At 60.0% G+C, this 23,005-nt stretch carries 25 protein-coding genes; 8 read left to right on the top strand and 17 right to left on the bottom strand.

Translation table 11 applies throughout. The annotated features are described in order from the left end of the window. Positions 1-66 precede the first annotated feature (66 nt). Together ACFFAR_RS03285 and ACFFAR_RS03280 are read right to left on the bottom strand one after the other, a co-directional pair. Positions 67-528, bottom strand: coding sequence for a RidA family protein (locus ACFFAR_RS03285; RefSeq protein ID WP_375507512.1), 462 nt, complete (start codon positions 526-528; stop codon positions 67-69). Between the two features lie 79 nt (positions 529-607). Beyond that, entirely contained in the window at positions 608-1,447 is an 840-nt protein-coding gene (locus ACFFAR_RS03280) for an IclR family transcriptional regulator (RefSeq protein ID WP_062172446.1), read from the bottom strand. 113 nt (positions 1,448-1,560) lie between these two features. Between ACFFAR_RS03280 and ACFFAR_RS03275 the strand changes: the two genes are divergently transcribed. The 3 genes from ACFFAR_RS03275 (at position 1,561) to ACFFAR_RS03265 (ending at position 5,457) form a co-directional block, all read left to right on the top strand. Continuing rightward, positions 1,561-2,757 carry an aminotransferase class V-fold PLP-dependent enzyme gene (locus ACFFAR_RS03275; RefSeq protein WP_174363929.1) on the top strand — a complete coding sequence of 399 codons (1,197 nt, stop codon included), beginning with the start codon at positions 1,561-1,563 and terminating at the stop codon, positions 2,755-2,757. A gap of 147 nt (positions 2,758-2,904) precedes the next feature. After that, a complete protein-coding gene (locus ACFFAR_RS03270) occupies positions 2,905-4,020 on the top strand; it encodes a porin (RefSeq protein WP_062002736.1) in 1,116 nt (371 codons plus the stop codon). 66 nt (positions 4,021-4,086) lie between these two features. Further along, positions 4,087-5,457, top strand: a complete 1,371-nt coding sequence (locus ACFFAR_RS03265; RefSeq protein WP_174363928.1) for a gluconate:H+ symporter — start codon at positions 4,087-4,089, stop codon at positions 5,455-5,457. A gap of 10 nt (positions 5,458-5,467) precedes the next feature. Here the strand turns inward: ACFFAR_RS03265 and ACFFAR_RS03260 are convergent, their stop codons facing one another. Then, positions 5,468-6,376, bottom strand: a complete 909-nt coding sequence (locus ACFFAR_RS03260; RefSeq protein ID WP_174363927.1) for a LysR substrate-binding domain-containing protein — start codon at positions 6,374-6,376, stop codon at positions 5,468-5,470. 434 nt (positions 6,377-6,810) lie between these two features. On the opposite strand from ACFFAR_RS03260, the gene ACFFAR_RS03255 reads away from it, so the two are divergent. After that, positions 6,811-7,518 carry a haloacid dehalogenase type II gene (locus ACFFAR_RS03255; protein WP_174362473.1) on the top strand — a complete coding sequence of 236 codons (708 nt, stop codon included), beginning with the start codon at positions 6,811-6,813 and terminating at the stop codon, positions 7,516-7,518. 319 nt (positions 7,519-7,837) lie between these two features. Next, positions 7,838-9,313 carry a glucose-6-phosphate dehydrogenase gene (gene zwf / locus ACFFAR_RS03250; protein ID WP_062002731.1) on the top strand — a complete coding sequence of 492 codons (1,476 nt, stop codon included), beginning with the start codon at positions 7,838-7,840 and terminating at the stop codon, positions 9,311-9,313. 81 nt (positions 9,314-9,394) lie between these two features. Here the strand turns inward: zwf and ACFFAR_RS03245 are convergent, their stop codons facing one another. From ACFFAR_RS03245 to ACFFAR_RS03210, 8 genes are all read right to left on the bottom strand, one after another. Beyond that, positions 9,395-10,750 carry a sensor histidine kinase N-terminal domain-containing protein gene (locus ACFFAR_RS03245; RefSeq protein WP_174362472.1) on the bottom strand — a complete coding sequence of 452 codons (1,356 nt, stop codon included), beginning with the start codon at positions 10,748-10,750 and terminating at the stop codon, positions 9,395-9,397. After that, positions 10,740-11,417: a response regulator transcription factor gene (locus ACFFAR_RS03240; RefSeq protein WP_062002729.1), complete on the bottom strand. Its 678-nt coding sequence runs from the start codon at positions 11,415-11,417 to the stop codon at positions 10,740-10,742. The genes ACFFAR_RS03245 and ACFFAR_RS03240 overlap by 11 nt, the downstream gene beginning before the upstream one ends. A gap of 68 nt (positions 11,418-11,485) precedes the next feature. After that, entirely contained in the window at positions 11,486-12,778 is a 1,293-nt protein-coding gene (locus tag ACFFAR_RS03235; protein WP_174362471.1) for a tricarballylate/proton symporter TcuC, read from the bottom strand. A 71-nt stretch (positions 12,779-12,849) separates the two neighbouring features. Further along, entirely contained in the window at positions 12,850-13,839 is a 990-nt protein-coding gene (locus ACFFAR_RS03230; protein ID WP_174362470.1) for a zinc-binding dehydrogenase, read from the bottom strand. A gap of 15 nt (positions 13,840-13,854) precedes the next feature. Next, positions 13,855-14,868, bottom strand: a complete 1,014-nt coding sequence (locus ACFFAR_RS03225) for an ABC transporter substrate-binding protein (protein WP_174362469.1) — start codon at positions 14,866-14,868, stop codon at positions 13,855-13,857. Positions 14,869-15,063: 195 nt separating this feature from the next. Further along, positions 15,064-15,858 (bottom strand): MetQ/NlpA family ABC transporter substrate-binding protein, encoded by a 795-nt coding sequence (locus tag ACFFAR_RS03220; RefSeq protein ID WP_174362468.1) that lies wholly within the window; start codon positions 15,856-15,858, stop codon positions 15,064-15,066. 28 nt (positions 15,859-15,886) lie between these two features. Further along, a complete protein-coding gene (locus tag ACFFAR_RS03215) occupies positions 15,887-16,540 on the bottom strand; it encodes a methionine ABC transporter permease (protein WP_062002724.1) in 654 nt (217 codons plus the stop codon). Beyond that, positions 16,530-17,561, bottom strand: coding sequence for a methionine ABC transporter ATP-binding protein (locus ACFFAR_RS03210; protein ID WP_062172435.1), 1,032 nt, complete (start codon positions 17,559-17,561; stop codon positions 16,530-16,532). Before ACFFAR_RS03210 ends, ACFFAR_RS03215 begins: the two co-directional genes overlap by 11 nt. Before the next feature lie 328 nt (positions 17,562-17,889). On the opposite strand from ACFFAR_RS03210, the gene ACFFAR_RS03205 reads away from it, so the two are divergent. Beyond that, complete coding sequence (locus ACFFAR_RS03205; protein ID WP_062003648.1) at positions 17,890-18,504, top strand: NADPH-dependent FMN reductase; 615 nt, start codon at positions 17,890-17,892, stop codon at positions 18,502-18,504. Here the strand turns inward: ACFFAR_RS03205 and ACFFAR_RS03200 are convergent. Next, on the bottom strand, positions 18,476-18,607 hold the full coding sequence (locus ACFFAR_RS03200) for a LysR family transcriptional regulator (protein WP_375507511.1): 132 nt from the start codon (positions 18,605-18,607) through the stop codon (positions 18,476-18,478). The genes ACFFAR_RS03205 and ACFFAR_RS03200 overlap by 29 nt on opposite strands. Positions 18,608-18,725: 118 nt before the next feature. Further along, entirely contained in the window at positions 18,726-18,941 is a 216-nt protein-coding gene (locus ACFFAR_RS03195) for a hypothetical protein (protein WP_062002722.1), read from the bottom strand. A 286-nt stretch (positions 18,942-19,227) separates the two neighbouring features. Here ACFFAR_RS03195 and ACFFAR_RS03190 point away from each other — a divergent pair, with 286 nt between their 5' ends. Both ACFFAR_RS03190 and ACFFAR_RS03185 read left to right on the top strand, forming a co-directional pair. After that, positions 19,228-19,443 (top strand): hypothetical protein, encoded by a 216-nt coding sequence (locus ACFFAR_RS03190; RefSeq protein WP_062002721.1) that lies wholly within the window; start codon positions 19,228-19,230, stop codon positions 19,441-19,443. A 113-nt stretch (positions 19,444-19,556) separates the two neighbouring features. Beyond that, complete coding sequence (locus ACFFAR_RS03185) at positions 19,557-20,360, top strand: MetQ/NlpA family ABC transporter substrate-binding protein (RefSeq protein ID WP_174362467.1); 804 nt, start codon at positions 19,557-19,559, stop codon at positions 20,358-20,360. 62 nt (positions 20,361-20,422) lie between these two features. On the opposite strand, the gene ACFFAR_RS03180 is transcribed toward ACFFAR_RS03185, so the two are convergent. From ACFFAR_RS03180 to ACFFAR_RS03165, 4 genes are all read right to left on the bottom strand, one after another. Next, on the bottom strand, positions 20,423-20,638 hold the full coding sequence (locus ACFFAR_RS03180; protein ID WP_056365821.1) for a molybdopterin-binding protein: 216 nt from the start codon (positions 20,636-20,638) through the stop codon (positions 20,423-20,425). A 70-nt stretch (positions 20,639-20,708) separates the two neighbouring features. Next, a complete protein-coding gene (locus tag ACFFAR_RS03175; protein WP_375507510.1) occupies positions 20,709-21,548 on the bottom strand; it encodes an ATP-binding cassette domain-containing protein in 840 nt (279 codons plus the stop codon). Continuing rightward, positions 21,545-22,336 carry an aliphatic sulfonate ABC transporter permease SsuC gene (gene ssuC / locus ACFFAR_RS03170; protein WP_062172432.1) on the bottom strand — a complete coding sequence of 264 codons (792 nt, stop codon included), beginning with the start codon at positions 22,334-22,336 and terminating at the stop codon, positions 21,545-21,547. The genes ACFFAR_RS03175 and ssuC overlap by 4 nt, the downstream gene beginning before the upstream one ends. A gap of 14 nt (positions 22,337-22,350) precedes the next feature. After that, positions 22,351-23,005, bottom strand: a 655-nt coding sequence (locus ACFFAR_RS03165; RefSeq protein WP_375507509.1) for an LLM class flavin-dependent oxidoreductase, incomplete at its 5' end; no start/stop codon positions are given.

Below are 23,005 nucleotides of genomic sequence, written 5' to 3'. Positions count from 1 at the left end.
CGAATACCTGGAGGTCGTGATCACGCGCCAATGACAAAGTCGCTTCCCCGGGGGAGAAGCCACAACTTAGTCCCGAATCGCGACGATCGCTTCTATTTCTACCGTGATATTGCCGGGCAGCGAGCCAACGCCGACCGCTGAACGAGAATGCCGGCCGGCGTCGCCGAATACATCGATGAAAAGGTCCGAGCAGCCGTTGATCACGCGCGGATGATCTGCGAAATCCGGCGTTGCGTTGACCATGCCAAGCAATTTCACAATGCGCGTCACGCGGTTCAGATCGCCCAGTTCGGCATGCAGCACAGAGAGCAGGTTGAGGCCCACGAGTTGCGCGTGGTCATACGCTTCGTCGGTGGTGACGTCGTCACCGACCTTGCCTTTCATCAGACGGCCGGTACTGTCGAGCGGTCCTTGCCCCGATAAAAACAGCAGATTGCCTTCGCGCGTGCAGTGAGTGAAGTTGCCTATCGGCGCGGGCACGGCCTGAAGCTTCAATCCGCGGGCCCGCAGTCGGTCGTAGCAGTTCATCTCAGTCGAAAATACCATGTTGCGTCAGTTCTCTTTCAGGTGTTGAGGACAAGGGGACAAAAGACCGGACAACCGGCGCTCAAGCCACGAATTCAGTTGCGCGCCGATGCCAGCCGAGGCGCGTTTCAATGCGAGAGGCAACCACTTTTAGCTCATCGCCGAATTGTTCAGTACTCTGAAGCGCTTTCGCTTCGGGCATCACGATCGATATGGTGAAGACGCAATCGCCGGCCTGATCCAGTACCGGTGCAGCAAGGCATGCAACCGAAGCATCCGACTCGCCGATCTGAATGGACAGGCGCGCGTCGAGCGCTTCGCGGGCCATGCGCGCGAGTACATCGGGCCGCGTTTCGGCGCGTGCAGTCGGAGATGATTTCGCATGCCGAGCAAAATACGCGACACGTTCCGCGTCTGGCAGATGTCCGACGAGCAACCGACCGGACGCGGTCCAGTTAAGCGGCACACGGCTACCCACGCGCGATGTCACCCGGAAATGCCCCGGCCCTTCAGCCATTTGCAGCACGACCATCATTCCCTCTTCGAGCCCGCAGACCTGCACCGTCTCGCCGACGTGCGCCGAAAGCCGGTTCATTTCTTCGTGCGCGACCGCGAGGTAGTCGAGCGAACTCGCATAGGTCAAGCCATAGCCATACAAGCGCGAGCCGAGCCAGATGGCGCCCTCTGGCGTGCGCGCAAGGAGATTTTTCTCGACTAGGTCGTTGATGATGGAATAGACGGTGGAAAGCGGCGCACCGACAATCCGCGCGATCTCGTACGCCGTGGTCGGCCTGTTGGCTTCCTGCAACGCGTCGAAGATCTGCACTGCACGATCGATCGCGCTCATGCGGGTGCGCGGGGCGGCGCCATCCGTACCGGCTGATGCCACATCCGCGTCAGGTTCACGGGGCTTGCGGGTCATTGCGCTCCTTCAGGCTGATTGTTTTTGTCTAGTTGACGCAGGCAGATCGTATGCTAATCTAATACACAATTACAACATATGTTCCATAATAAAGGAACATCAGGAGCCGCACGATGGATTTTTATTCTCGCCTGGGTCTGCGCCCGGTCATCAACGTGAACGGCACGATGACAAGTCTTGGCGCGTCCATCGTGGCGCAGCCGGTCATTGACGCCGTGGCTTCGATCCTGCCGCAGTTCGTCGAGATCGATGATTTGCAGCGCAAGGCATCGGCCGCGATCGCGCAGGCTTGCGGCAGCGAAAGCGGCTACGTGACGGCGTCGTGTTCAGCGGCGATCACCCTCACCATTGCCGCGACCATGACCGGCGACGACGTCGGCCTGATCGAGCGTCTGCCCGACACGAGCGATCTGCGCAACGAGGTCGTCATCCAGACGGGCCACCTCGTCAATTATGGCGCACCCATCGATCAGGCGATCCGCCTGGCCGGCGCCCGCGTCGTGCCCGTGGGCGCCGCCACCGAAGCGCATGGGTACCAGCTCGCATCGGCCATCACCGAACGCACTACCGCAGCGCTTTACGTGGTCTCGCACCACACCGTGCAGTTCGGGCTGATCCAGCTCGAAGAGTTTATCGCCGAAGCGCATGCGAAGGGCGTGCCGGTCATTGTCGATGCAGCTTCCGAGTACGACCTCACGCGCTTCATCGCGGCCGGCGCCGATCTCGTGCTGTATTCGGCGCACAAGTTCCTCGGCGGTTTGACTGCCGGGATTGTGGCAGGCAAGAAAACGCTGGTACGTGCCGCGTATTTCCAGAATGGCGGCATAGGCCGCGGCATGAAGGTTGGCAAGGAAGGCATCGCGGGCGCGATCGCCGCGCTTGAACAATGGCAGCATCGCGATCATGCGGCGGTGCGCGCACGCGAGCGCAGTTACCTCGATCTGTGGATCACCGGCCTTGCCGGACGTCCCGGCATCCGCGCTGAAATCGATGCCGATCCGACCGGCAATCCGCTCGACCGCCTGAAGCTTTCCATCGATTCACGCGACGCGCGTCTCAGTGCATGGGATCTCGCCGATGCCCTGTCGCATCCTCCGGCGGGCAGCATTCCCGTGATCGTTCGCGACCATGAAGCCGAGCTGAATTTCTTTTTCATCGATCCGTGCAATCTGCATCCTGGACAGGAACGTATCGTTCTTGAACGCCTGCTTGCAGAGCTTGAGCGCGCACAACGCGCAGCGCAACCTTTGATCACACCGTTCCATCAACGCGATGCACGGCGTCTTTCCGGACGCAACTGGCCGGACTGAGCTTTTTTTTCACGCTTTCTTTGTATGACCGCTGCGCCGGATTGATTTCCGGCGTTCTTTCACTTTGCACGCTTAGTAATCCTTACGCCTTCCGAAGATAACAAAAATTCATCGGCGGGCGCCTTCTTTCGACCAGAGGAAACCCAGATGCACAAGCAGATTCTTCGCACGGCGATCGCCGTCGCCGTGACCGGAAGCTTCGCGCATGCCGCTTTTGCGCAAAGCGGTGTGACGCTCTACGGTATCGTGGATGCAGGCTTCACCTACACCAACAATCAAAAAGGCAGCAGCGCCTATCAGGCGACGCAAGGCAACGTCCAGGGTTCACGCTGGGGTCTGCTGGGCACTGAAGACCTGGGCGGCGGCAACAAGGCGTCGTTCAAACTCGAAAATGGTTTCAGTCTCGAATCCGGTGCATCGGGTCAGGGCGGACGCATGTTCGGCCGCAGCGCATGGGTGGCGCTGAGCAACAACAAAGCGGGATCGATCACGCTTGGGCGCCAGTACAACAGCGCGCAGGATTACCTGTCGAACCTGCAGATCAATGGCGTCGGCGCGCTGAGCCAGTATGGGAACGCCATCTATGACAATGACGACCTGAACAACACGTATCGCACGAGCAACGCAGTCAAGTACACCACGCCCACGATTGCCGGTCTGACGGCGAATGCCATGTACGCGTTCTCGAACACCGCCGGCGACTTCGCGAACAACCGTGCATGGAGCGTAGGCGCCGACTATGCTGCCGGCCCCGTTCGTCTCGATGCCGCTTACTCGCTCGTGAATCGTCCTGCATCGAACACGGCCGGTGCGGCGCCGTCCGACAACTACTACAGCACCAGCTCGTCGATCATCAGCAACGTCGCGCGCAACCAGGTGTGGGGCGCGGGCGGCGCGTATGCATTCGGACCGGCGACGGTCGCGCTGCTCTATACGAACTCGCACTTCGACCTGCTGACGGGCGGCAGCCTGCGCTTCGCGAACTACGAAGCAAGCGTGCGTTATCAGTTCACCCCGGCCACGTTGCTGTCGCTCGGCTATATCTATACGAGCCAGAACAGCAGTTCGGCCACGGCGGCGAATGCGCACTACAACCAGCTCGCATTGGGCGGCGAGTATTTCCTGTCGAAGACCACCGATGTTTATCTGAACGGCATCTACCAGCGTTCGTCCGGCGCGAAGGCTTGGGTTGAAGGCGTCACGAATCCGTCGAGCAACAACGGCCAGATCGTGGCCGTCGCAGGCATTCGCCACAAGTTCTAATCCAGCACGCCGGGCCATGCATTCCGCTTGGCCCGGCCCTCCTCCGATCGATATCTTGGAGCCTCCATGGCGACTGTCCAGGGAAGTCTGTTACTTGTCTACGCGTTGATCGCGATCATCGCGCTGGTCGTGCTGATTGCGCGTTTCAAGCTCAATCCGTTTATTACGCTGATGGTGGTGTCGGTTGCGCTCGCGCTTGCCGTCGGCATGCCGATGACGTCGATTCTCAAGTCATTCGAGACCGGCGTTGGCGGGACGCTCGGACACATTGCGATTGTCGTTGGCCTGGGCACCATGCTCGGCAAGATGATGGCCGAGTCCGGTGGCGCTGAACGCATTGCCCGCACGCTGATCGATTTGTTCGGCCCGAAGAATGTGCACTGGGCGATGATGTGTATCGCGTTTCTCGTCGGCTTGCCCGTGTTCTTCGAAGTCGGCTTCGTGCTGCTGATTCCAATTGCGTTCAACGTCGCGCAACGCACCGGCACGTCGATGATCCGCGTCGGGATTCCGATGGTCGCGGGTCTTTCAGTCGTGCACGGCCTGATTCCGCCGCACCCCGCCGCGCTGCTTGCAGTGACTGCGTATAACGCGGACATCGGGCATACGATTTTCTACGCGCTGATCGTCGGCATTCCCACGGCCATCATTGCGGGTCCGTTGTTCTCAAAACTGATCGCGAAGTTCGTCGTGCTGGAAGGCGTCAACCCGATGGCGAAGCAGTTCATCGAACAGGACGCAGCACGTGCCGCGCAGAAATTGCCCAGCTTCGGCATCACGCTGTTGACGGTTCTGTTGCCTGTGTTGCTGATGCTGATCGGCAGTTGGGCGGATTTGATCGCACCGGCCAAGTCGACACTGAACAACGTGTTGCGTTTGATCGGTCATCCCGACATGGCGCTGCTGCTCGCAGTGCTGTTGAGCTTTTATACGTTCGGCTCCGCACGCGGCTTCAATCGCGACTCGATTCTGAAATTCACTAACGAGTGTCTCGCACCTACGGCAAGCATCACGCTTGTAGTGGGCGCAGGTGCGGGCTTCGGCCGCATCCTGATCGACAGCGGTGCCTCAAAGGCGATCGTGGATGTCGCGACCGGTGCGCACGTGCCGCTCCTGATCCTTGCATGGCTCGTGGCCGCGCTGATTCGCGTAGCGACCGGTTCTGCCACCGTCGCCATGGCCACCGCGGCGGGCATCATTGCGCCGATAGCGGCAGCGGCCGCAACGACCGCAACCGGCGTACGCCCTGAACTGCTGGTGCTTGCAACGGGCGCAGGTTCGCTGATCCTGTCGCATGTCAACGACGGTGGCTTCTGGCTGGTGAAGGAATACTTCGGCATGACGGTGACGCAGACCTTCAAGACGTGGACCGTCTGCGAGACGATCATTTCCGTGACCGCGCTGGTCTTCACGCTGGGGCTGGCGGCAGTGGTTTGAACAAGTTGCTTCAGGCGGGTCCCGCTAAATAAAGCGCGATCCGCTGTTGCAAGAAATCGCGCAATGCGTTGATCGTGGGAGAAAGCATCAGCCGATGCGCACACACAAGGCTCAGCGGCGCGCTCTCGCCTTCCAGCTCGGTCAACAAAGCCTGAAGCGCGCCGCTACGCAGATCGGCAAGCACATCGATTCTTGATTTATACGCGAGACCCTGCCCGGCGACCGCCCATCGACGGACCAGTTCTCCGTCATCGCTGCTGCGATTGCCGCGTACATTCACCGACACCGGTTCGCCATCGGAATAAAACATCCAATGGTCATGAACGGTATCGCTCAGCGAAAAGCGCAGGCAATTATGCTTGAGCAAGTCCTCGGGGACGAGCGGGTAAGCATGCTGCGATAAATACGCCGGCGACGCGCACAATACCCGCCTGTTCTCCGGCGCCAACGGCAATGCAATCAGCGTTGAATCCTCGGGCGTCCCATATCGGACCGCAAGGTCGACGGGGTTGCTGAACATGTTGGTGACACGATCGCCAATCCGCATCTGCAGCGTGACGTCGGGATGTTTTTCCTGGAATTCATCGAGCCAGGGCGCCAGCTTGTGGCGTCCAAGGTCGGATGGAATCGATAACGATACCGTCCCTCCTATCGCCTTGCGGCCTCGCGCCACCGCATGCCGCCCCGCCTCCACTTCGCCCATGACATTGCGGGCGTATTGCAGATAGCGCTCGCCGTCCGGTGTAAGCCGCAAGCTGCGTGTCGAACGCGCGAGCAGCCTGACGCCCAGTTCCGTTTCCAGCCGCTTGAGCCCGACACTTGCCACCGACGGCGTCAAATTGAGTTGACGCGCGGCCGCCGACAGGCTGCCGCTGTCTGCGGCCGTCACGAAGATAAGCAGGTCATCGAGTTTGATCATTGAATTCAGACAGTGGAAAATACACGGCTTTATTGCAAAGACTGCTTGAGCGATTTTCGTGATTATGACGAAAATGTTTTCGGCTCGCGCGACTGATTTTGCAAGCGGCACCCAACGAGAATGGGTCTTCTACCTAAAGAGTTCGGCCATGAAACTGTCCGTGCGCAGAGGAAGTGCCGGCACCGCTTCTCGATGCGCCCTACGGATATTTCGTGGCTTGAGGAAGTTGCGCCGAGCCCTGACAGGCAGGCTTCAAGGGCTCGGCGAATTTTGCAGATCGCTTCTTGCAGGCCTTGATGATCTCGCCTTTAGATACGAACATATCGGCGACGGCCGCATCCGGTATTTCCGAGGCTAATGCAACGCGCTTGCTAACTGAACCACCAAACTCGAAACTGTGTTCAAGTCGATCTCCTGGACCACGGACCCAAACAATGAACCTCAAGCAAACATCGCGGCCGATCTGGCTGACCTTCGACTGCTACGGCACGCTGATCCAATGGGACGAGGGCCTGCGCGCCGCAGTTTCGACGATCCTCGCGAAACAGGGTGAAAGCGGAACGGACGTCGATGAACTGATCGAAGTATATGACCGGCACGAGCATCACCTGGAGCAGTTGACACCGCATCGCTCGTTTCGTGAAGTCGCAGGCGACGGGTTGCGGCTTGCGATGACCGAACTGGGATTGCCGGCGCAAGCATCGGATATCGAAGTGCTTACGGGCAGCATCTCCGCCATGCCGCCGTTTCCGGAAGTGGTCGCGACGCTCCGGGCGCTGAAGGATGCAGGCTTCAATTTGTGCATCGTCTCTAATACGGACGACGACATTATCGCCGGCAATGTGGCGCAACTGGACGGGTGCATCGACCGGGTCATCACGGCGCAGCAGGCGGGCGCGTACAAGCCCTCGCCTGTCATTTTCAATCATGCGTACCGGGCGCTGGGAGTCAGCAAGGACGACGTGGTTCATATCTGCGCGAGTCCGCATCTGGACCACGCGGCCGCGCGTGAAATCGGCTTCCGATGCATCTGGATCGACCGGCGAACCGGCCGGACGCTGTTGCCCGATTACGTCCCCGATGCAATCGTTCCCACGCTCGACAAGGTGCTTGACGTATTCAGGGAAAGCGGCTGGATTTAAGGTGTTTTTCTGCGGGCGCGCACGGCCAACCGTATGCGAGTCCGCTCGAATCGCAAGCAGGTTGCCAAGGGCGGCCCGTCTACCTACACTGGTCTGCACAGCCGGAACCGAAGCGCTTATCCCGACCGCCCGGACGCTTTATCTCTCGTATTCTTGAAATATTCATCCGGCAAGCTACGGTATTACGTACACCGCCTTCAACATTGCCATAAAAGCCCGATCCAGGCGTAACTGGTATAACGACATACTCAGCGTCGTAAAAGGCCGCTCTTACAGAGCGCAAATTTGACTGCATCAACCTGCGATTCCCCTACGCGCCATGACCACTCAAACTCCTTCAGCTGCGCCCGACCTGCCCGTCGACATGATCATCTTCGGCGGCGCCGGCGACCTGTCCGCACGCAAGCTTCTGCCTGCGCTGTATATGGCGCACTTGCATGACAACCTGCCCCCGCAAACACGCATCATCGCCATTGGCCGCCGTGACTGGTCGCGCGAGCAGTACGTACAGTTCGTGCAGGAACAATCGAAACCGTTCGTCGACGCCAAAGCGCTCGACCCGCAGTCGTGGGACACGTTCCTGAGCCTCTTCGAATACGTGCGCATCAACATCGATCAGCCGGGCGACTATCTGAACCTCGCTGAAGTGGCGCGCAAGGACGTGTGCCGCGTGTTTTACCTCGCGACGTCACCGGAACTCTTCACGACCATCTGCGACAACCTCGCGGCGTCCGGTCTCGTCGACGCAAACTCGCGCGTCGTGCTGGAAAAACCGCTGGGCCACGATCTCGCGTCGGCACAGGCGATCAATTCGTCGGTGGGACGTCATTTCGCCGAAGCGCAGATTTATCGTATCGACCACTATCTCGGCAAAGAAACAGTACAGAACCTGATGGTGCTGCGCTTCGGCAATGCGATCTTCGGACCATTGTGGCAAGCGCCGTACATCAAGAGCGTGCAGATCACCGTGGCCGAAACAGTGGGCGTTGGCAGCCGTGCGGGCTTCTATGACCAGACCGGCGCGTTGCGCGACATGGTGCAGAACCACTTGCTGCAACTGTTGTGCATCGTGGCCATGGAGCCGCCGGTATCGCTCGATCCGGACGCCGTACGCGATGAAAAGCTCAAGGTGCTGCGCTCGCTGCGCAAGATGACGGTCGCCGATATTGCCCGCGATACCGTGCGCGGGCAGTACAGCCCGGGCGCAATCGGCGGCGAGCCGGTGAAGGGTTACATGGAAGAGGACAACGTGCCGGCGGACAGCCGCGCGGAAACCTTCGTGGCCATTCGCGCGCATATCAACAACTGGCGCTGGGCGAACGTGCCCTTCTTCCTGCGCACCGGCAAGCGGTTGCAGAAGAAACAATCGGAAATCGTGATCGAATTCGCCGACCTGCCGTTTTCGATCATCCCGAGCGGTCCGCGTAATTACGGCAACCGTCTGATCATCCAGTTGCAACCCGAGGAATCGATCCAGCTGCAAATGCTCGCGAAGGAACCCGGCAGCGGCATGCATATGCTGCCCGTGAACCTGAACCTCGATTTGCAACAGGCGTTCACCGAGCGTCGCGCGGAAGCGTACGAGCGTTTGCTTATCGATGTGATGCGCGGCCGCCTGACGCACTTCATGCGCCGTGACGAACTCGAAGCGGCGTGGGCGTGGGTCGAACCCATTCTGGATGGCTGGAAAGAACTGAACGATCGTCCACGTACTTATACGGCGGGGACGTTTGGACCGGCGGCATCGTCGGCATTGATGGCGCGGGAAAACATGGCGTGGGCTGAAGAAAGCTGACGCGCTGAAAAGCCTTCGTCTGGTACAACGCACGCGCGGCCATCGAGTCCGCGCGTTTTTTCTTGTGCGACTTCCTGCCCCTCAAGCTGAAAATTCGATGTGCACGGCAAGTCCCTTCCCGCCAGGACCATCGTCCATGCGAATTTGCGCACGATGCGCCCGCACGATCTCTCGCACGATGGCAAGACCCAGTCCACTGCCCTCCTCGGCAGACGCTCTGAAGAAAGGCTCGAATACACGGTCGCGAACATCGGCTGGAATGCCCGGACCATCGTCGGTCACGAGCAGCAGGATCGACTTGTCACGCCGCTCGATCAGAAGCGACACGTGTCCTGATGGCGGCGTGTATCGAATGGCGTTATCGATGAGATTGAAAACCAGCACGGACAGCAGGCGCGCATTGCCCAGCAGGAACGTGTTGTCGGCGAGCTGCGCCGAGAGCTCGATCTCGCGACGCTCCGCAAGCAGCGCCAATTCTTCGATGACCGTCGTCGCGACCTCGCGCAGATCGACTCGCTCCCCTTCGAAATGACTGTAGTCCGCGGTCTCGGCCTGCGCAAGCAGAAGCAACTGGTTGGTCAACGAAACCAGTGCGCCGTTGCTCTTGTGCATGGCCGACAAGGTCTCCTTGACCGTCGCAAGATCGTCATGCCGGCGCGCATATTGCAACTGTGCGCCGAGCAGCGTCAGCGGCGTTCGCAACTGATGTGCGGCATGGGAAATGAAACGGCGCTGCATGGCCGTCTGACGCTCGATGCGCGCAATGCATTGATTGATGGCATCGACGATAGGCCGCAATTCACTTTGCAGATGCGCCGAACGCAAGGGGACGAGCTCGCTCGGCGCGCGATCGCGCACGTCCTTGGTCAAGGCCATCAAATGCCTTAATTCGTAGGTCAGGCCCACACACACCAGCACGACGGCAATCCCGATGATCTCCGCGAAATGCAGCAATTGCGGCCGCCACAGGTCGGCCGCGAGCGCGTCGCGTTCCAGCTCGGTCCTGCCGACCGACACCAGGATGCGCTTGCTCTCGCCCGAGTCATACATGGGGCGAATGATCGATACCGCGCGCACCGGCTGGCCATCGACTTGCGTGTCGTACCATCCCGGCGACATGGCCGGCTCGACTTGCTCGAGATCGGACGTTCCCGCAATCGGAAGACCGTCGATCACCCTGATGCGAAAAAACACGCGGTCGCCATAGGGCGAACTCAGGATTTCGATGGCGCTCGGCGAGATGTCGGCGTGCAGGTCGCTGTCGTCCCATTTGACATCGCCTGCCATGACCCGGGCGGACGCAAGGAGCGCGTTGTCCTGAATCAGGCTCGCCGTTTTCTGCGCGCTTTCACGCGCCATGAACCCGGCCGCGAACACGTACACCGTAAGCGGCAACAGCAGCCAGAGCAGCAAGCGCAAACGCAGGCTATTCGTCATCGTCGCCGGCTTGCAAGAGGTAACCCAGACCTCTCAGGGTGATGATCGTCGCGGTGCTTTTTTCGAGCTTCTTGCGCAGCCTTGACACGTAGATTTCAATCGCGTCTTCGCTGGTATGAGTGGTCGAACTGCCGAGAGAGTCCGCCAGCATCGGTTTCGATACCGTCTTCCTGGCCTTGAGGATCAACGTTTCGAGGACGGCGTGTTCGCGTGGCGTCAGGTTCAGCGTCTCGCCGGAAACCGAAAATTGCCGCCGGTCGATATCGTAGGAAAGATCGCCGCAACGCACGCTGTTCGAGCGCGACGGCAGTTGCCGCCGCACCAGCACCTTGACGCGCGCAACCAGTTCGCGTGCGTCGAATGGCTTGACCACGTAGTCGTCCGCGCCGGCGCTCAGGCAGATCACTTTTTCATCGACGGAACCGCTTGCTGTGAGGATCAGCACGGGCGTGTCGTCGCCGCGTTCGCGCAAGCGCCGCAACACACCTTTGCCCGACAGGTTCGGCAGGTTCAGATCCAGCAGCACGACGTCGTAGCGCGTGGTGCGCAGGAACCGGTCTGCGGCATCGCCGTCGCTCACGCGATCGAGCACGAAACCATCGTCTTCCAGGATTTTAGCGAGCCAGTGAGCGAGTTGCTCGTTGTCCTCGACCAGCAGTAGCTTCATTACGGTCACCGCGTTATTCGTGAATTTTTGCCCCGAGGCGCGGCATGCGCCCCAAAGGGAAAAACACATTACGCGAGTTTATATTGCCTGCGCGCCTGCGCCGTCCGGTAGAGCACCAACGTCGCCACCAGCCCGCAAGCCGCCGCGAGCCCCATCCAGATGCCGGGCGCGGCCTTGTTCCCCGTCACGTGAATCAGGTAGGTGGAGATCGCCGGCGTGAATCCGCCAACCGTCGATGCAAGGCTGTACGCAATCGAGAACCCCGTGGTCCTGACTTCGGCCGGCATGATCTCGGTCAGCGCCACGATCATCGCGCCGTTGTACCAGGCGTAAAGAAACGACAGCCACAACTCGACCCCGAGCAAACGTCCGAACGAAGGTTCGGCGACCAGCCACTGAACCGCCGGATAAGCCGTTAGAACTGCGAGGACTGTGAAGGTCAGCAACACCGGACGCCGTCCGATTCGATCCGACACCGCGCCGGAGATCGGCAACCATAAAAAGTTCGACAAACCCACGCACACTGTCACGAGCAGCGCGTCCCGCGACGACAGCTTGAGCACTTCCTTGCCGAACGTCGGCGTGTAGGCGGCGATCATGTAGAACGAGACGGTCGTCATGATCACGAGGCCCATGCCCGCGAGCACCAGGCCGCGATGCTGCACCATCGACTTCATGATTTCGCTGATCGCCGGATGATGCTTGCGGGCGATGAACTCATCGGTTTCCTTCAGCGACCGGCGGATATACACAACGAATGGAACGATCAGGCAACCGATCAGGAACGGCACGCGCCATCCCCATGTGCTCATGTGTTCGGCCGAGACCACCTGATTCAGGATCACGCCGAGCAACGCCGCGACCACCACCGCGACTTGCTGGCTGGCCGACTGCCACGCGCAGAAAAAGCCCTTGTTCCCTTTCGTCGCGATCTCGGACAGATACACCGATACCCCGCCCAGTTCCACGCCCGCCGAGAACCCTTGCAGCAAGCGCCCCGTGAGCACGAGAACCGGCGCCAGCATGCCGATGGTGGCATACCCGGGCACGAAGGCAACGCAGGCCGTGCCTATCGCCATGAGGGTCAGCGTGAGGATCAAGCCCTTGCGGCGACCGTGATGATCGATATACGCGCCGAGCACGATGGCACCGATCGGCCGCATCAGGAAACCGGCGCCGAACACCGAAAGCGCGAGCATCAATGATGCGAATTCGCTGCCGCCCGGGAAGTAGGTTCTGGCGATGGCCGAGGCGTAATACCCGTAGACCGTGAAGTCGTACATTTCGAGGAAGTTACCGCTGACGACGCGGAAAACCGCCTTGGCTTTCGACTCGCCGGCAGACTTTGCGTGTGAGGACATGGAGGAGCCTTCTTTAGGGATGCATCGCGCCGAGCTACGTAGCGCCGATAAAAAATGTCAAACGCGTGCGGCTATCCGATCATCACTACGGACTTGCCAAGCTGGCGTCGTTCTTCCAGTTGCGCATGCGCCTCTTCGACGTTGTCGAGCGTATAGCGGCAACTGATGCCGATCGTGAGGGAACCATCGGCGAGCGCCGCAAAGACGTCGCTCGCGCGGCGTTGGACGGTTTCGGCATCGGCGAGATGATCGGCCAGCCGTGGACGCGTCAGGAACAACGATCCGGCTTCGCCCAGCTCGATAGGATCGAGGTCCGTCAGCGACCCCGCCACCGACCCATAATTGACAACGAGACCGCGAACGCGCGTCGCACGAAAGCTGTCGCGCAGCGTGCTGCGGCCTACGGCGTCGTACACCACGTCCACGCCTTTGCCGTCCGTTGCTTCACGCACGCGATCGGCGAAGCGTCCGTTGTCGTAGAGCATCACGTGATCGGCGCCGTGCTTGCGCGCGACCTCCGCCTTGGACTCGCTGCTGGTTGTCGCGAAAACAGTCGCGCCGCGCCGCTTCGCGAGCTGCACCAGCAACTGGCCGATACCACCCGATGCCGCATGGATCAGGCACGTGCTGCCTGCCTTGATCTGCCCCACATCGTCGATCAGATAATGCGCCGTCGACCCCTGAAAGATCGCGGCGGCGGCCAGATCGTAGGCAATGGAATCCGGGATATGCGCTAGACGCGAGGCGGGAACGACGGCGTATTCTGCGTATGCGCCCCACGAAATGCACCAGGCCACGCGGTCACCAAGATCGAACGATGTAACGCCCGCACCCAGCTTCGCCACGTCGCCGGAGCCTTCCATGCCGAGCGTGCACGGAAGACGCACCGGATACGTCCGTGACGTCTTGTACTTGCCCTGCCGCGTATGAATGTCCATGAAATTGATGCCGGCGCACCTGACCTTCACGAGCACCTCGCCTTCTTTTGGTTGAGGTACTTCGATATCCTTACGAATAAGGACTTCGGGACCGCCGTACTGTTCAATACCTATCGCTTTCATTTTCGTCTCCGGGAATTACTTCGCGCTGAGCTTCACACGATCCACGAACTCATTGGTGTACGTCCTCGACAAGTCGATATGGCGCGGATCGAGCGTTGAATTGACGCGCGTGAGAACGTTGAGCACTGCAGCGGGCGACTCGTCGGGCATGCGTCCGTCTCGCGTAAAGGTTGGAATCGCGGTCTTGAGCGCGCTGATATAAAGCGCTTTGTCCTGTCCGTAGAAATCCGGCGGTAACCGGGCCGTGATGTCTTCTGCGCTATGCGACGCTATGAAAGCAAGCGAGCGCACCAGCGCACGCACGAGCTTTTGCGCCTGATCGCGATGCGTGTTGACCCACGAGCGCTGAGCGTAGAAGCACGAACCTGCGTAGGCGCCGCCGAGTGCGGACGTGGTGCCTTCGACGCTGCGCATATCCATCAGCACGGTTGCGCGACCGCTTGCCAGCAAGCGGCTGGCGCTGGGCTCTTCGACCATGCCCGCATCGATGCGTCCCTGCTCCATCGCCGCGATAAAACTGTCGTCCGATCCAACTGGCAATACGGAATAATCCTTCGGTGACAACCCGGCGCGCGCCGCGAGAAAACGTGTCAGGAAATAAGTGGACGATCCAAGTCCGGTCACGCCGAGCGTCGCGCCTTTTGCATCGGCCATGCTGCGAAATCCCGAAGCTGATCTCTTCGATACCAGCTCGACCAGTCCCGCGCTCTTGTTGAATACGACCAGCGCTTCGACTTCCTTGCCGCGGCTCTGCAGGTCGATGGTGTGATCGTAAAAACCCACCGCGCCCTGGATCGCGCCCGCCAGCAGTTCCGTCGCGGTATCGACGCCGGCCGGTTGCGAGATGATTTCGAAATCGAGGCCTTCGTCCTTGAAGTAGCCGAGTTGCGAGGCAAGAACCAGCGGCAGATAGACGATCTTGGAGGTGCCACCCGCCATCAGCGTCAGCTTCTCCGCGTGCGCGGACGTCGCGGCGCAAAGCAGCGCAGCCATGCAAGCTGACGTGAACAGGCGGCGAAACAACATCATGCGAAGCGTCTCCTTCTTTAGTACCAAGCCGGTATCTTGTTCTAATGTACGGCCAGTATAAGAAGTCCAAGCCTTCTGCCTGCTTTCTGACGGCCTCGAAAAATCTCGGCGTTTACCCTCGGAGCGACCCAGAAGTACAACGCGCCCTGACCCTTTCGGGAGAGAGCGCGTTTTTTTCCACGACGGAATGTCCAGTTACCAGGCAGCGATCACCGCACCGGCATACTTCCCTTCGATAAACTGCTTGACTGCCGCCGAGTGATACGCGGCAACCAGCTTCGCAACCCAAGGCTTGTCCTTGTCGGCGGCGCGAATGGCGATGATGTTCGAGTAGGGGCCGTTCGGATCTTCAATCGCAATCGCGTCCTGCTTCGGCTTCAAACCGGCTTCCATCGCGAAGTTCGTGTTGATCGCGGCCGCGTCCACGTCGGCGAGCGAACGCGGGATCTGCGCGGCATCGAGTTCGACGATCTTCAGCTTCCTGGGATTCTCGACAATATCGAGCGGCGTTGCTTTCAGACCCGCATCGGCGCGCAATTTCAGCAGGCCGTTTTTCCGCAGCAGCAACAACGCGCGGCCGCCGTTGGTCGGATCGTTCGGCACCGCGATGCGCGCGCCTGCAGGCAACGCCGCCAGCGACTTGTACTTCTTCGAATAGATGCCCATCGGGAACGTGACGGTATCGGCGATCTTGATGATCTTGTAACCGCGGTCCTTCACTTGCGCGTCGAGATACGGCGCGTGCTGATAGCTGTTGGCATCGAGATCGCCCGAAGCCAGGGCCGCGTTCGGCTGCACGTAGTCCGCGAACTCCACGATCTTGATGTTCAAGCCGTTCTTCGCGGCGACTTGCTTGACCACTTCCATGACCTGCGCATGCGGGCCGCCGGTTACACCGACCTTGATGGTTTCGTCGGCCTGGGCGACGTTGGTGAACAGTGCCGCTGCGCCGATCACGGCGGCCAGCTTGAAAATGAATCGACGTTGCATGACTAACCCCTGAGCTTTCTATAGAAATTTATTTATGACTGAGACGACGCACAAGCCAGTCGCCAAATGACTGCACCAGTTGCACGAACACGATCAGGATCACGACCACGGTCAGCATCACTTCCGGCAGGAAGCGCTGATAACCATAACGAATCCCGAGGTCGCCGAGACCGCCGCCACCAATCGCGCCGGCCATCGCCGAATAGCCGACCAGTGACACGAACGTGATGGTCAAACCCGCGACCACGCCCGGCAACGATTCCGGCAACAACACCTTGAACACGATCTGGCTTGTCGTGGCGCCCATTGCCTGTGCTGCTTCAATCAGGCCGCGATCGACTTCGCGCAGCGCGGTTTCGACAAGGCGCGCAACGAACGGTGCAGCCGCGATGGTCAGCGGCACAACGGCCGCCATGGTGCCAATGGACGACCCCACCACCAGCCGCGTGAACGGAATCACCGCAACAAGCAGGATGATAAACGGTGTCGAACGCACTGCATTCACAACGCCGCCCATGACGCGATTCACGCCGAGATTGCGCAGCACGCCGTCGCGGTCAGTAAGGTAAAGCAGCACGCCGAGCGGCAAGCCCAGCGCTGCGCCGACCAGCCCGGAAATGCCCACCATCACGAGCGTCTCCCAGAACGACTGGACGAACATATCGAACATTTCACTCAACATGAGACATCTCCTCCACCACCACACCCTGTTCACGCAAGTACGCTATCGCCTCGGCGACGTTCACCGGCTGGCCGCCCGCGAGCACGGCCAGCGAACCGAACGCCTGGCCCTGGATCTCATCGATCTGCCCGTGCAGGATGTTGAAATCCAGCTCGAAGCGGCGGATGGTCTCGGAGAGAATCGGCTGATCCACGCCGGACCCCGTGAAGGCCAGGCGCAGCAAATGACCGCCAGTCTTCAGGCGCTCGGTTACACGCGCTTTCAACGCGGGCGGCAATTCGTGCGCGATGACATCGCCGATCAATGCACGCGTGACTTCGTGATGCGGCTGCATGAAGACTTCGACCACGTTGCCTTCTTCGACCACACGGCCGGCATCGAGCACGGCGACGCGATCGCAGACCTGCTTGATCACATCCATCTGGTGCGTGATCAGGACGATGGTGAGACCAAGTTCCTTGTTGATCTTGCGCAGCAGATCGAGAATCGAGCGGGTTGTTTCAGGGTCGAGCGCGGAAGTGGCTTCATCCGATAGCAGCACCTTGGGCTTGCTCGCCAGCGCCCGGGCGATACCCACGCGCTGCTTCTGGCCGCCGCTGATCTGCGACGGATAGCGGTCCTTCTGTGTGGTCAGGCCGACCAGATCCAGCAACGGCAGCACGGTCGCCTCGATCTCGCCGCGCTTCATGCCGGCGAGTTCGAGCGGCAGCGCGACGTTGTCGAACACGGTCCGAGACGACAGCAGGTTGAAATGCTGGAAAATCATGCCGATGTCGCGGCGAGCCGTACGCAACTGCGCGGCAGAGAGCGTGGTGAGGTCGTGGCCGTCCACGATCACGCTGCCTTCGCTAGGCCGTGTCAGCAGGTTGATGGTGCGTACCAGCGTACTTTTACCGGCGCCGCTGCGCCCGATGATGCCGAACACTTCGCCCGGCGGTATCGTCAGATTGACGTTGTGCAACGCTTCGATCCAGCCTCGTGGGCCCGCGAAACGCTGCGACAGATTGCGAATTTCGATCATGTAAACGAAAAAAAGCGACGAACTCCCCGTTGAGCAACATCGCTCGGGCAAGCCGGCCGCCGTTCATCCCTGGTTCTGGAGAGGCGAAAGTTTAACGTAACCTGCGCCGCCGCCTTAATAATCAATTGCGAAGGGCTAATTACTTAAGCATATGAGCGCCTTGCGGCGCGGCTTTCCGGGCGAGAAATGTGCGCCGAAATACGTAAAACGGATATCGATTCAAGCAAAGCTCGGTTCCATCAGGGAAAATCGGTCGTTAAAATGTTTTAATAATCTGCTGCGTTCGTATGCACAGGCGCAGTCCCGCCGCACTACTGGGAGTATTTCGTTGAAGAGCTTCGAATTTCGCCGCCCGCTCGTGGTTGGCATTGGCGGCACGACCCGCGCGGCTTCATCGACCGAACGCGCCCTTCGCGTTGCCTTGAACGGCGCTGAAGCCGAGGGCGCGCGCACGCGCCTCTTCGGCGGCACGTTCCTGCACAGCCTCCCTCACTACGCGCCCGAACACAAGGAACGCACCGAAGCGCAGATCGAACTGATCGAAGCCGTGCGCGAAGCGGACGCGGTGATCATCGGGACGCCCGGATACCACGGCGGCGTCTCGGGACTCGTCAAGAACGCGCTGGACACGCTGGAAGAACTGCGCGACGACAGACGCCCCTATCTCGACGGCCGGGCGGTCGGCTGCGTGGTGACGGCTTATGGATGGCAAGGCGGCGGCGCAGTGCTGACGTCGCTGCGTTCAATCGTGCATGCGCTGCGCGGCTGGCCGACGCCGTATGGCGCGGCCGTCAATTCGCTGGAAACGCGGTTCGAAACCATCGATACCTGCTCCGATCCGAAAGTCGCCGATCAGCTCGCAACCGTCGGCCGGCAAGCTGCGCAGTTCGCGCTGGCGTTCAATGCGCGCGAGGCTATTGCGGAACTCGATACTGCGCGTTGACTTTTTGGTTTGCCTGTAGCAATTCAACGCCGAGCACTTTCTCGAGACTCTGGATGCGGCGTGTGACCGCTGGCTGAGTTGTGTCGAGCAGTCGAAAAAGCATGTGCGACTGGCAGCGCACGACCGCAGCAACTGCCTCGATGTCATCTGACTTCAATAAAACGCGTTCCACTCAGGGCACATGAATGTCTGATCATTATTGAAGTTGCACACCGTTTGCGTCAGTCCTTGAACGGCAACTCCGGGGTGAATACGAAAGAATCCACCACATACCCCATATGGAAATAGCCGCTGCATGCACATGACGCAATGCGTTCAAGGTGATACGGCTCACGCGCGGTTTCCCTGGCCTGACTTGCAGCAGCCAATCGCCGTGCATGCCACTTGCGCAGCACGTCGCTGCCCCAGCTCCTGAAAAGGGCTTTCTGTTCTGACATCGCAGTTCTCCTTGAACGCTGGCCGGCGCGGAGCAAACGGCCACCGCTTTTATAAGGTAGGCGAAACTTAATCGCGCGGATACCATCTTTTATTCATTTCCATATCTGCCGATCATTCGGTAGCCACGACCGCAAACCCGCGCAAGACCTACGCCACATTTGCTTCTTTCCTATTCCCCTTGGGAGCGGCTTTGCTTCTGCCAATTGCTTGGTTCCGTTGGCAGGCGCCGCTGGCTAATCTGGGCACATGCGTTCCATTGCATCGAGTACCGGAGATCAAACAGACATGCATTACAAGGGTTATGAAGTCGCTCCCGCCGCACAGCCGCTGCCCAGCGGATTGTTCGCCGCCAACCTCGTCATTCAGGACGAAGCGTCGCTGCAAAAACGCGCCTATGTATTCGACGCCCTCGACTACTTCTTCGAATCCGATCTTGCCGTGGCCTACGCGGCGCGCTGGGCGCGCATGTGGATCGATAACCGGCGCCTGCCTCGGGCGTGAAGCAGGTTCTGAAGCATCCTTTCGAATTTGCATAACCACATGAAAACAGATTCGTTCCAACACCGCGCAAGTCGTGAGACGATGCGGCCCTGCTAACCAGAAAGAGTTTCAATATGCATCGTAGAACTATCCTTGCAAGCGTCGCGTTCGCCGCGCTTGGCGCCGTATTCGGCACCGCCCACGCTGAAGATGCGCCGCTGCGCATCGGCACCATGAGCGGCCCCGACGCGCAGATCTGGACCGAAGTATCGAAGGTCGCGGCTCGCGAAGGCCTCAAGATCAAGGTGATCGAATTCAACGATTACATTCAGCCCAATGCAGCACTCGATGCGGGCGACCTGGACGCAAACGGCTTTCAGCACCAGCCGTTTCTCGACAGCCAGGTCAAGCAGCGCGGCTACAAGATCGTCAACGTGGGCCTGACGTACGTGGCGCCCATGGGTTTCTACTCGAAGAAGATCAAGTCACTGAAGGACTTGCCGCAAGGCGCGAAGGTCGGCATTCAGAACGACCCGTCCAATGGCAATCGCGCACTGTTGCTGCTGCAAAAGAATGGCGTGATCAAGTTGAAGGCAGGCGTGGGCAAGGACGGCGTGAACGCAACGCCGCTCGACGTGGTTGAAAATCCGAAGGGCATCAAACTGGTCGAACTCGATTCGGCGCAGTTGCCGCGCTCGCTGGATGACCTCACCGCTGCGTCCATCAACACCGACTACGCCGTGAAGGCCGGCTTGTCGCCGACCAAGGATGCGATCGCCATTGAAGATCTGAAGGGCCCGTATGCCAACCTGATCGCGGTGCGCGAGAAGGATCGCAATGCGCCCTGGGTCAAGAAGCTGGTGTCGGCGTATGAGTCGCCGGATGTGAAGAACTATATCGATACGCAGTTCAAAGGCTCGATCATTCCGGCCTTCTAGTCAAAGCTGGCGCTGAATAAAAAGGGGCGAACCTTGGTTCGCCCCTTTTGCATTTGGATCCCTTAAAGCCGTGCAATCGATACTTCCGTAGACTTCACGAATGCGATGACTTCACTGCCGACCTTCAATTCGAGTTCATCGACTGAACGAGTCGTGATCACCGACGTCACGATGCCGTGTGGCGTCTCTACATCCACCTCGGATACCACCGACCCGCGGATGATCTCCTTGATATGACCTTTGAACTGGTTGCGTACGTTGATTGCTGTGATGCCCATGTGATGCTCCCTGTTTGAGTGAGTCATGCCGGGGCCGGTCGACATCGGCAAAATGTGATGAATACGTTGTCTAGCTGACCTGTGCGCCGTGCTTCAGCACACGCGACAGAAACTGCTCTTCCAGCTCCGCGAAACCTTCTGCCGTGCGCGAACGTGGGCGCGCGAGCGAGATGGCGGCATCGAAGGAAATCTTGCCCTCTTCGATCAGCACGATGCGCTCGCCCAATGCCACAGCCTCCTGCACATCGTGCGTAACCAGCAACGCAGTAAAGCCATGCTCGCGCCACAGACGCTCGATCAACGCGTGCATTTCAATGCGCGTCAAGGCGTCCAGCGCGCCAAGCGGTTCATCCAGCAACAGCAGGTCCGGCCGATGCACGAGCGCGCGAGCAAGCGCCACACGCTGGCGCTGACCGCCCGAAAGTTGCGCAGGCCAGTCGCCTTCACGCGCGCTCAAACCGACTTCGGCCAGCGTCGCGCGTGCGTCCTCACGCGACGATTTCGGCAAGCCGAGCATCACGTTTTGCAGCACGCTTTTCCACGGCAGCAGGCGCGCGTCCTGGAACATGATGCGGGTCTGCAATTCGCTCGATCCCTCTGCCGCGTTACGGCTCACCACGCCGCCGGTCGCTTTCTCGAGCCCGGCAATAAGGCGCAGCAGCGTGGACTTGCCGCAGCCGCTGCGTCCGACTATCGATACAAAGCTGCCACGCTCGATAGCAAAATCAAAATTGGAGAGAACTTTGCGCGCGCCGAAATGTTTGTCGACGCCCTGAAGCGCGACGGCCATGTCCGCAGGATTCGGACGCAGCGAAGGCAACGGCGGTGTGCGTTCACGCGTGATGACGCGCGGTTCGTCGTTGGCAAACGCAACGCTATCCGATGACAGCGATGAAAGAACTGAAGTCACGATTTTGCTCCCTTCTGATACGCAGGATGCCAGCGCAGCGTGGCGCGCTCGATGGATTTGGCGAGCATGTCGGCAAGCTTGCCGAGCAGCGCGTAGAGCAGGATGCCGACCACCACCACGTCCGTCTGCAGGAACTCGCGGGCGTTCATCGTCATATAGCCGATACCCGATTGCGCCGAGATGGTTTCCGCCACGATCAGCATCACCCACATGAGGCCGAACGCAAAACGCACGCCGACGAGAATGGACGGCAACGCCCCCGGTAATATCACGTCGCGATACAACGCAAAACCTGTAAGCCCGTAGCTGCGCGCCATTTCGATCAGGTCGGCATCGACGGAACGAATACCGTGATACGTATTCGTGTAGACCGGAAAGAACACGCCGAGCGCAACCAAAAACAGCTTGGCTTCCTCGCCAATGCCGAACCACAGGATCACCAGCGGGATCATTGCAAGCGCGGGGATGTTGCGGATCATCTGCACGGTCGAGTCGAGCGCAACCTCAGCCGGTTTGAAGAGACCTGTCCCCAGCCCGAGCACGAAACCGATACCGCCGCCGATCGCAAAACCGGTCAATGCACGCCATGCGCTGACCTTCACGTTCGCCCACATGTCGCCCGACTGGATCAGCTCCCACGCGGCCTTGACGACTGCCAGCGGCTCGGGCAAGACACGCGACGACAAGCCGCCGGTTCGCGCTGCAAGCTCCCATGCAACCAGGATCAGGATAGGCACGAGCCAGGGCGCTGCCTGCATGCCTGCGCGTCGAAGAAATGATCCGTTCATTGTGATTCCCCGTTTCAGCTCTGCGATGCACGCGGCAAATACGACGTCCCCACGATTTCGCCAAAGGGTCCCGACAACGGGCCCGACGCGGGCTCTTTCTGCTCGCGCGGCAACAGCGGGAACACGAGTTCTGCAAAGCGATACGACTCCTCCAGATGCGGATAGCCGGACAAGATGAACGTATCGATACCCAGCGCCGCGTATTCTTTCATCAGGCCCGCAACCTGCTCCGGATTGCCGACGAGCGCCGTGCCCGCGCCACCGCGCACGAGTCCGACGCCGGCCCACAAGTGCGGATAGACTTCGAGCTTGTCGCGCTGGCCGCCATGCAACGCAGCCATGCGACGCTGGCCTTCGGAATCCATCTTTGCAAACGATGCCTGCGCGCGCTGGATGGTTTCATCGTCGAGCTTGCTGATGAGCTTGTCCGCGTCCGCCCACGCTTCTTGTTCCGTCTCGCGCACGATCACATGCAGGCGAATGCCGAACTTGATCTTGCGGCCTTTGTCGGCTGCGCGGCGGCGAATATCGTTGATCTTCTTTTCGACTTCGGCCGGCGGTTCGCCCCACGTCAGGTACGTGTCGATATGATCGGCCGCAATCTCGTGCGCGGCAGGCGACGAGCCGCCGAACCACAGCGGCGGGTGCGCTTTCTGCACCGGCGGATAA

The organism is uncultured Caballeronia sp. (genome assembly GCF_964243625.1).
In the GTDB taxonomy this organism is placed as follows: domain Bacteria; phylum Pseudomonadota; class Gammaproteobacteria; order Burkholderiales; family Burkholderiaceae; genus Caballeronia.
Note: the sequence above shows the minus strand (reverse complement) of the source record. Positions and strands in the feature narration are given on the sequence as shown.

Coding starts and splice junctions, on each gene's coding strand:
- ACFFAR_RS03285 (WP_375507512.1), bottom strand. CDS start 528: ATGAACTGCTACGACCGACTGCGGGCCCGCGGATTGAAGCTTCAGGCC.
- ACFFAR_RS03280 (WP_062172446.1), bottom strand. CDS start 1,447: ATGACCCGCAAGCCCCGTGAACCTGACGCGGATGTGGCATCAGCCGGT.
- ACFFAR_RS03275 (WP_174363929.1), top strand. CDS start 1,561: ATGGATTTTTATTCTCGCCTGGGTCTGCGCCCGGTCATCAACGTGAAC.
- ACFFAR_RS03270 (WP_062002736.1), top strand. CDS start 2,905: ATGCACAAGCAGATTCTTCGCACGGCGATCGCCGTCGCCGTGACCGGA.
- ACFFAR_RS03265 (WP_174363928.1), top strand. CDS start 4,087: ATGGCGACTGTCCAGGGAAGTCTGTTACTTGTCTACGCGTTGATCGCG.
- ACFFAR_RS03260 (WP_174363927.1), bottom strand. CDS start 6,376: ATGATCAAACTCGATGACCTGCTTATCTTCGTGACGGCCGCAGACAGC.
- ACFFAR_RS03255 (WP_174362473.1), top strand. CDS start 6,811: ATGAACCTCAAGCAAACATCGCGGCCGATCTGGCTGACCTTCGACTGC.
- zwf (WP_062002731.1), top strand. CDS start 7,838: ATGACCACTCAAACTCCTTCAGCTGCGCCCGACCTGCCCGTCGACATG.
- ACFFAR_RS03245 (WP_174362472.1), bottom strand. CDS start 10,750: ATGACGAATAGCCTGCGTTTGCGCTTGCTGCTCTGGCTGCTGTTGCCG.
- ACFFAR_RS03240 (WP_062002729.1), bottom strand. CDS start 11,417: ATGAAGCTACTGCTGGTCGAGGACAACGAGCAACTCGCTCACTGGCTC.
- ACFFAR_RS03235 (WP_174362471.1), bottom strand. CDS start 12,778: ATGTCCTCACACGCAAAGTCTGCCGGCGAGTCGAAAGCCAAGGCGGTT.
- ACFFAR_RS03230 (WP_174362470.1), bottom strand. CDS start 13,839: ATGAAAGCGATAGGTATTGAACAGTACGGCGGTCCCGAAGTCCTTATT.
- ACFFAR_RS03225 (WP_174362469.1), bottom strand. CDS start 14,868: ATGATGTTGTTTCGCCGCCTGTTCACGTCAGCTTGCATGGCTGCGCTG.
- ACFFAR_RS03220 (WP_174362468.1), bottom strand. CDS start 15,858: ATGCAACGTCGATTCATTTTCAAGCTGGCCGCCGTGATCGGCGCAGCG.
- ACFFAR_RS03215 (WP_062002724.1), bottom strand. CDS start 16,540: ATGTTGAGTGAAATGTTCGATATGTTCGTCCAGTCGTTCTGGGAGACG.
- ACFFAR_RS03210 (WP_062172435.1), bottom strand. CDS start 17,561: ATGATCGAAATTCGCAATCTGTCGCAGCGTTTCGCGGGCCCACGAGGC.
- ACFFAR_RS03200 (WP_375507511.1), bottom strand. CDS start 18,607: ATGCTTTTTCGACTGCTCGACACAACTCAGCCAGCGGTCACACGCCGC.
- ACFFAR_RS03195 (WP_062002722.1), bottom strand. CDS start 18,941: ATGTCAGAACAGAAAGCCCTTTTCAGGAGCTGGGGCAGCGACGTGCTG.
- ACFFAR_RS03190 (WP_062002721.1), top strand. CDS start 19,228: ATGCATTACAAGGGTTATGAAGTCGCTCCCGCCGCACAGCCGCTGCCC.
- ACFFAR_RS03185 (WP_174362467.1), top strand. CDS start 19,557: ATGCATCGTAGAACTATCCTTGCAAGCGTCGCGTTCGCCGCGCTTGGC.
- ACFFAR_RS03180 (WP_056365821.1), bottom strand. CDS start 20,638: ATGGGCATCACAGCAATCAACGTACGCAACCAGTTCAAAGGTCATATC.
- ssuC (WP_062172432.1), bottom strand. CDS start 22,336: ATGAACGGATCATTTCTTCGACGCGCAGGCATGCAGGCAGCGCCCTGG.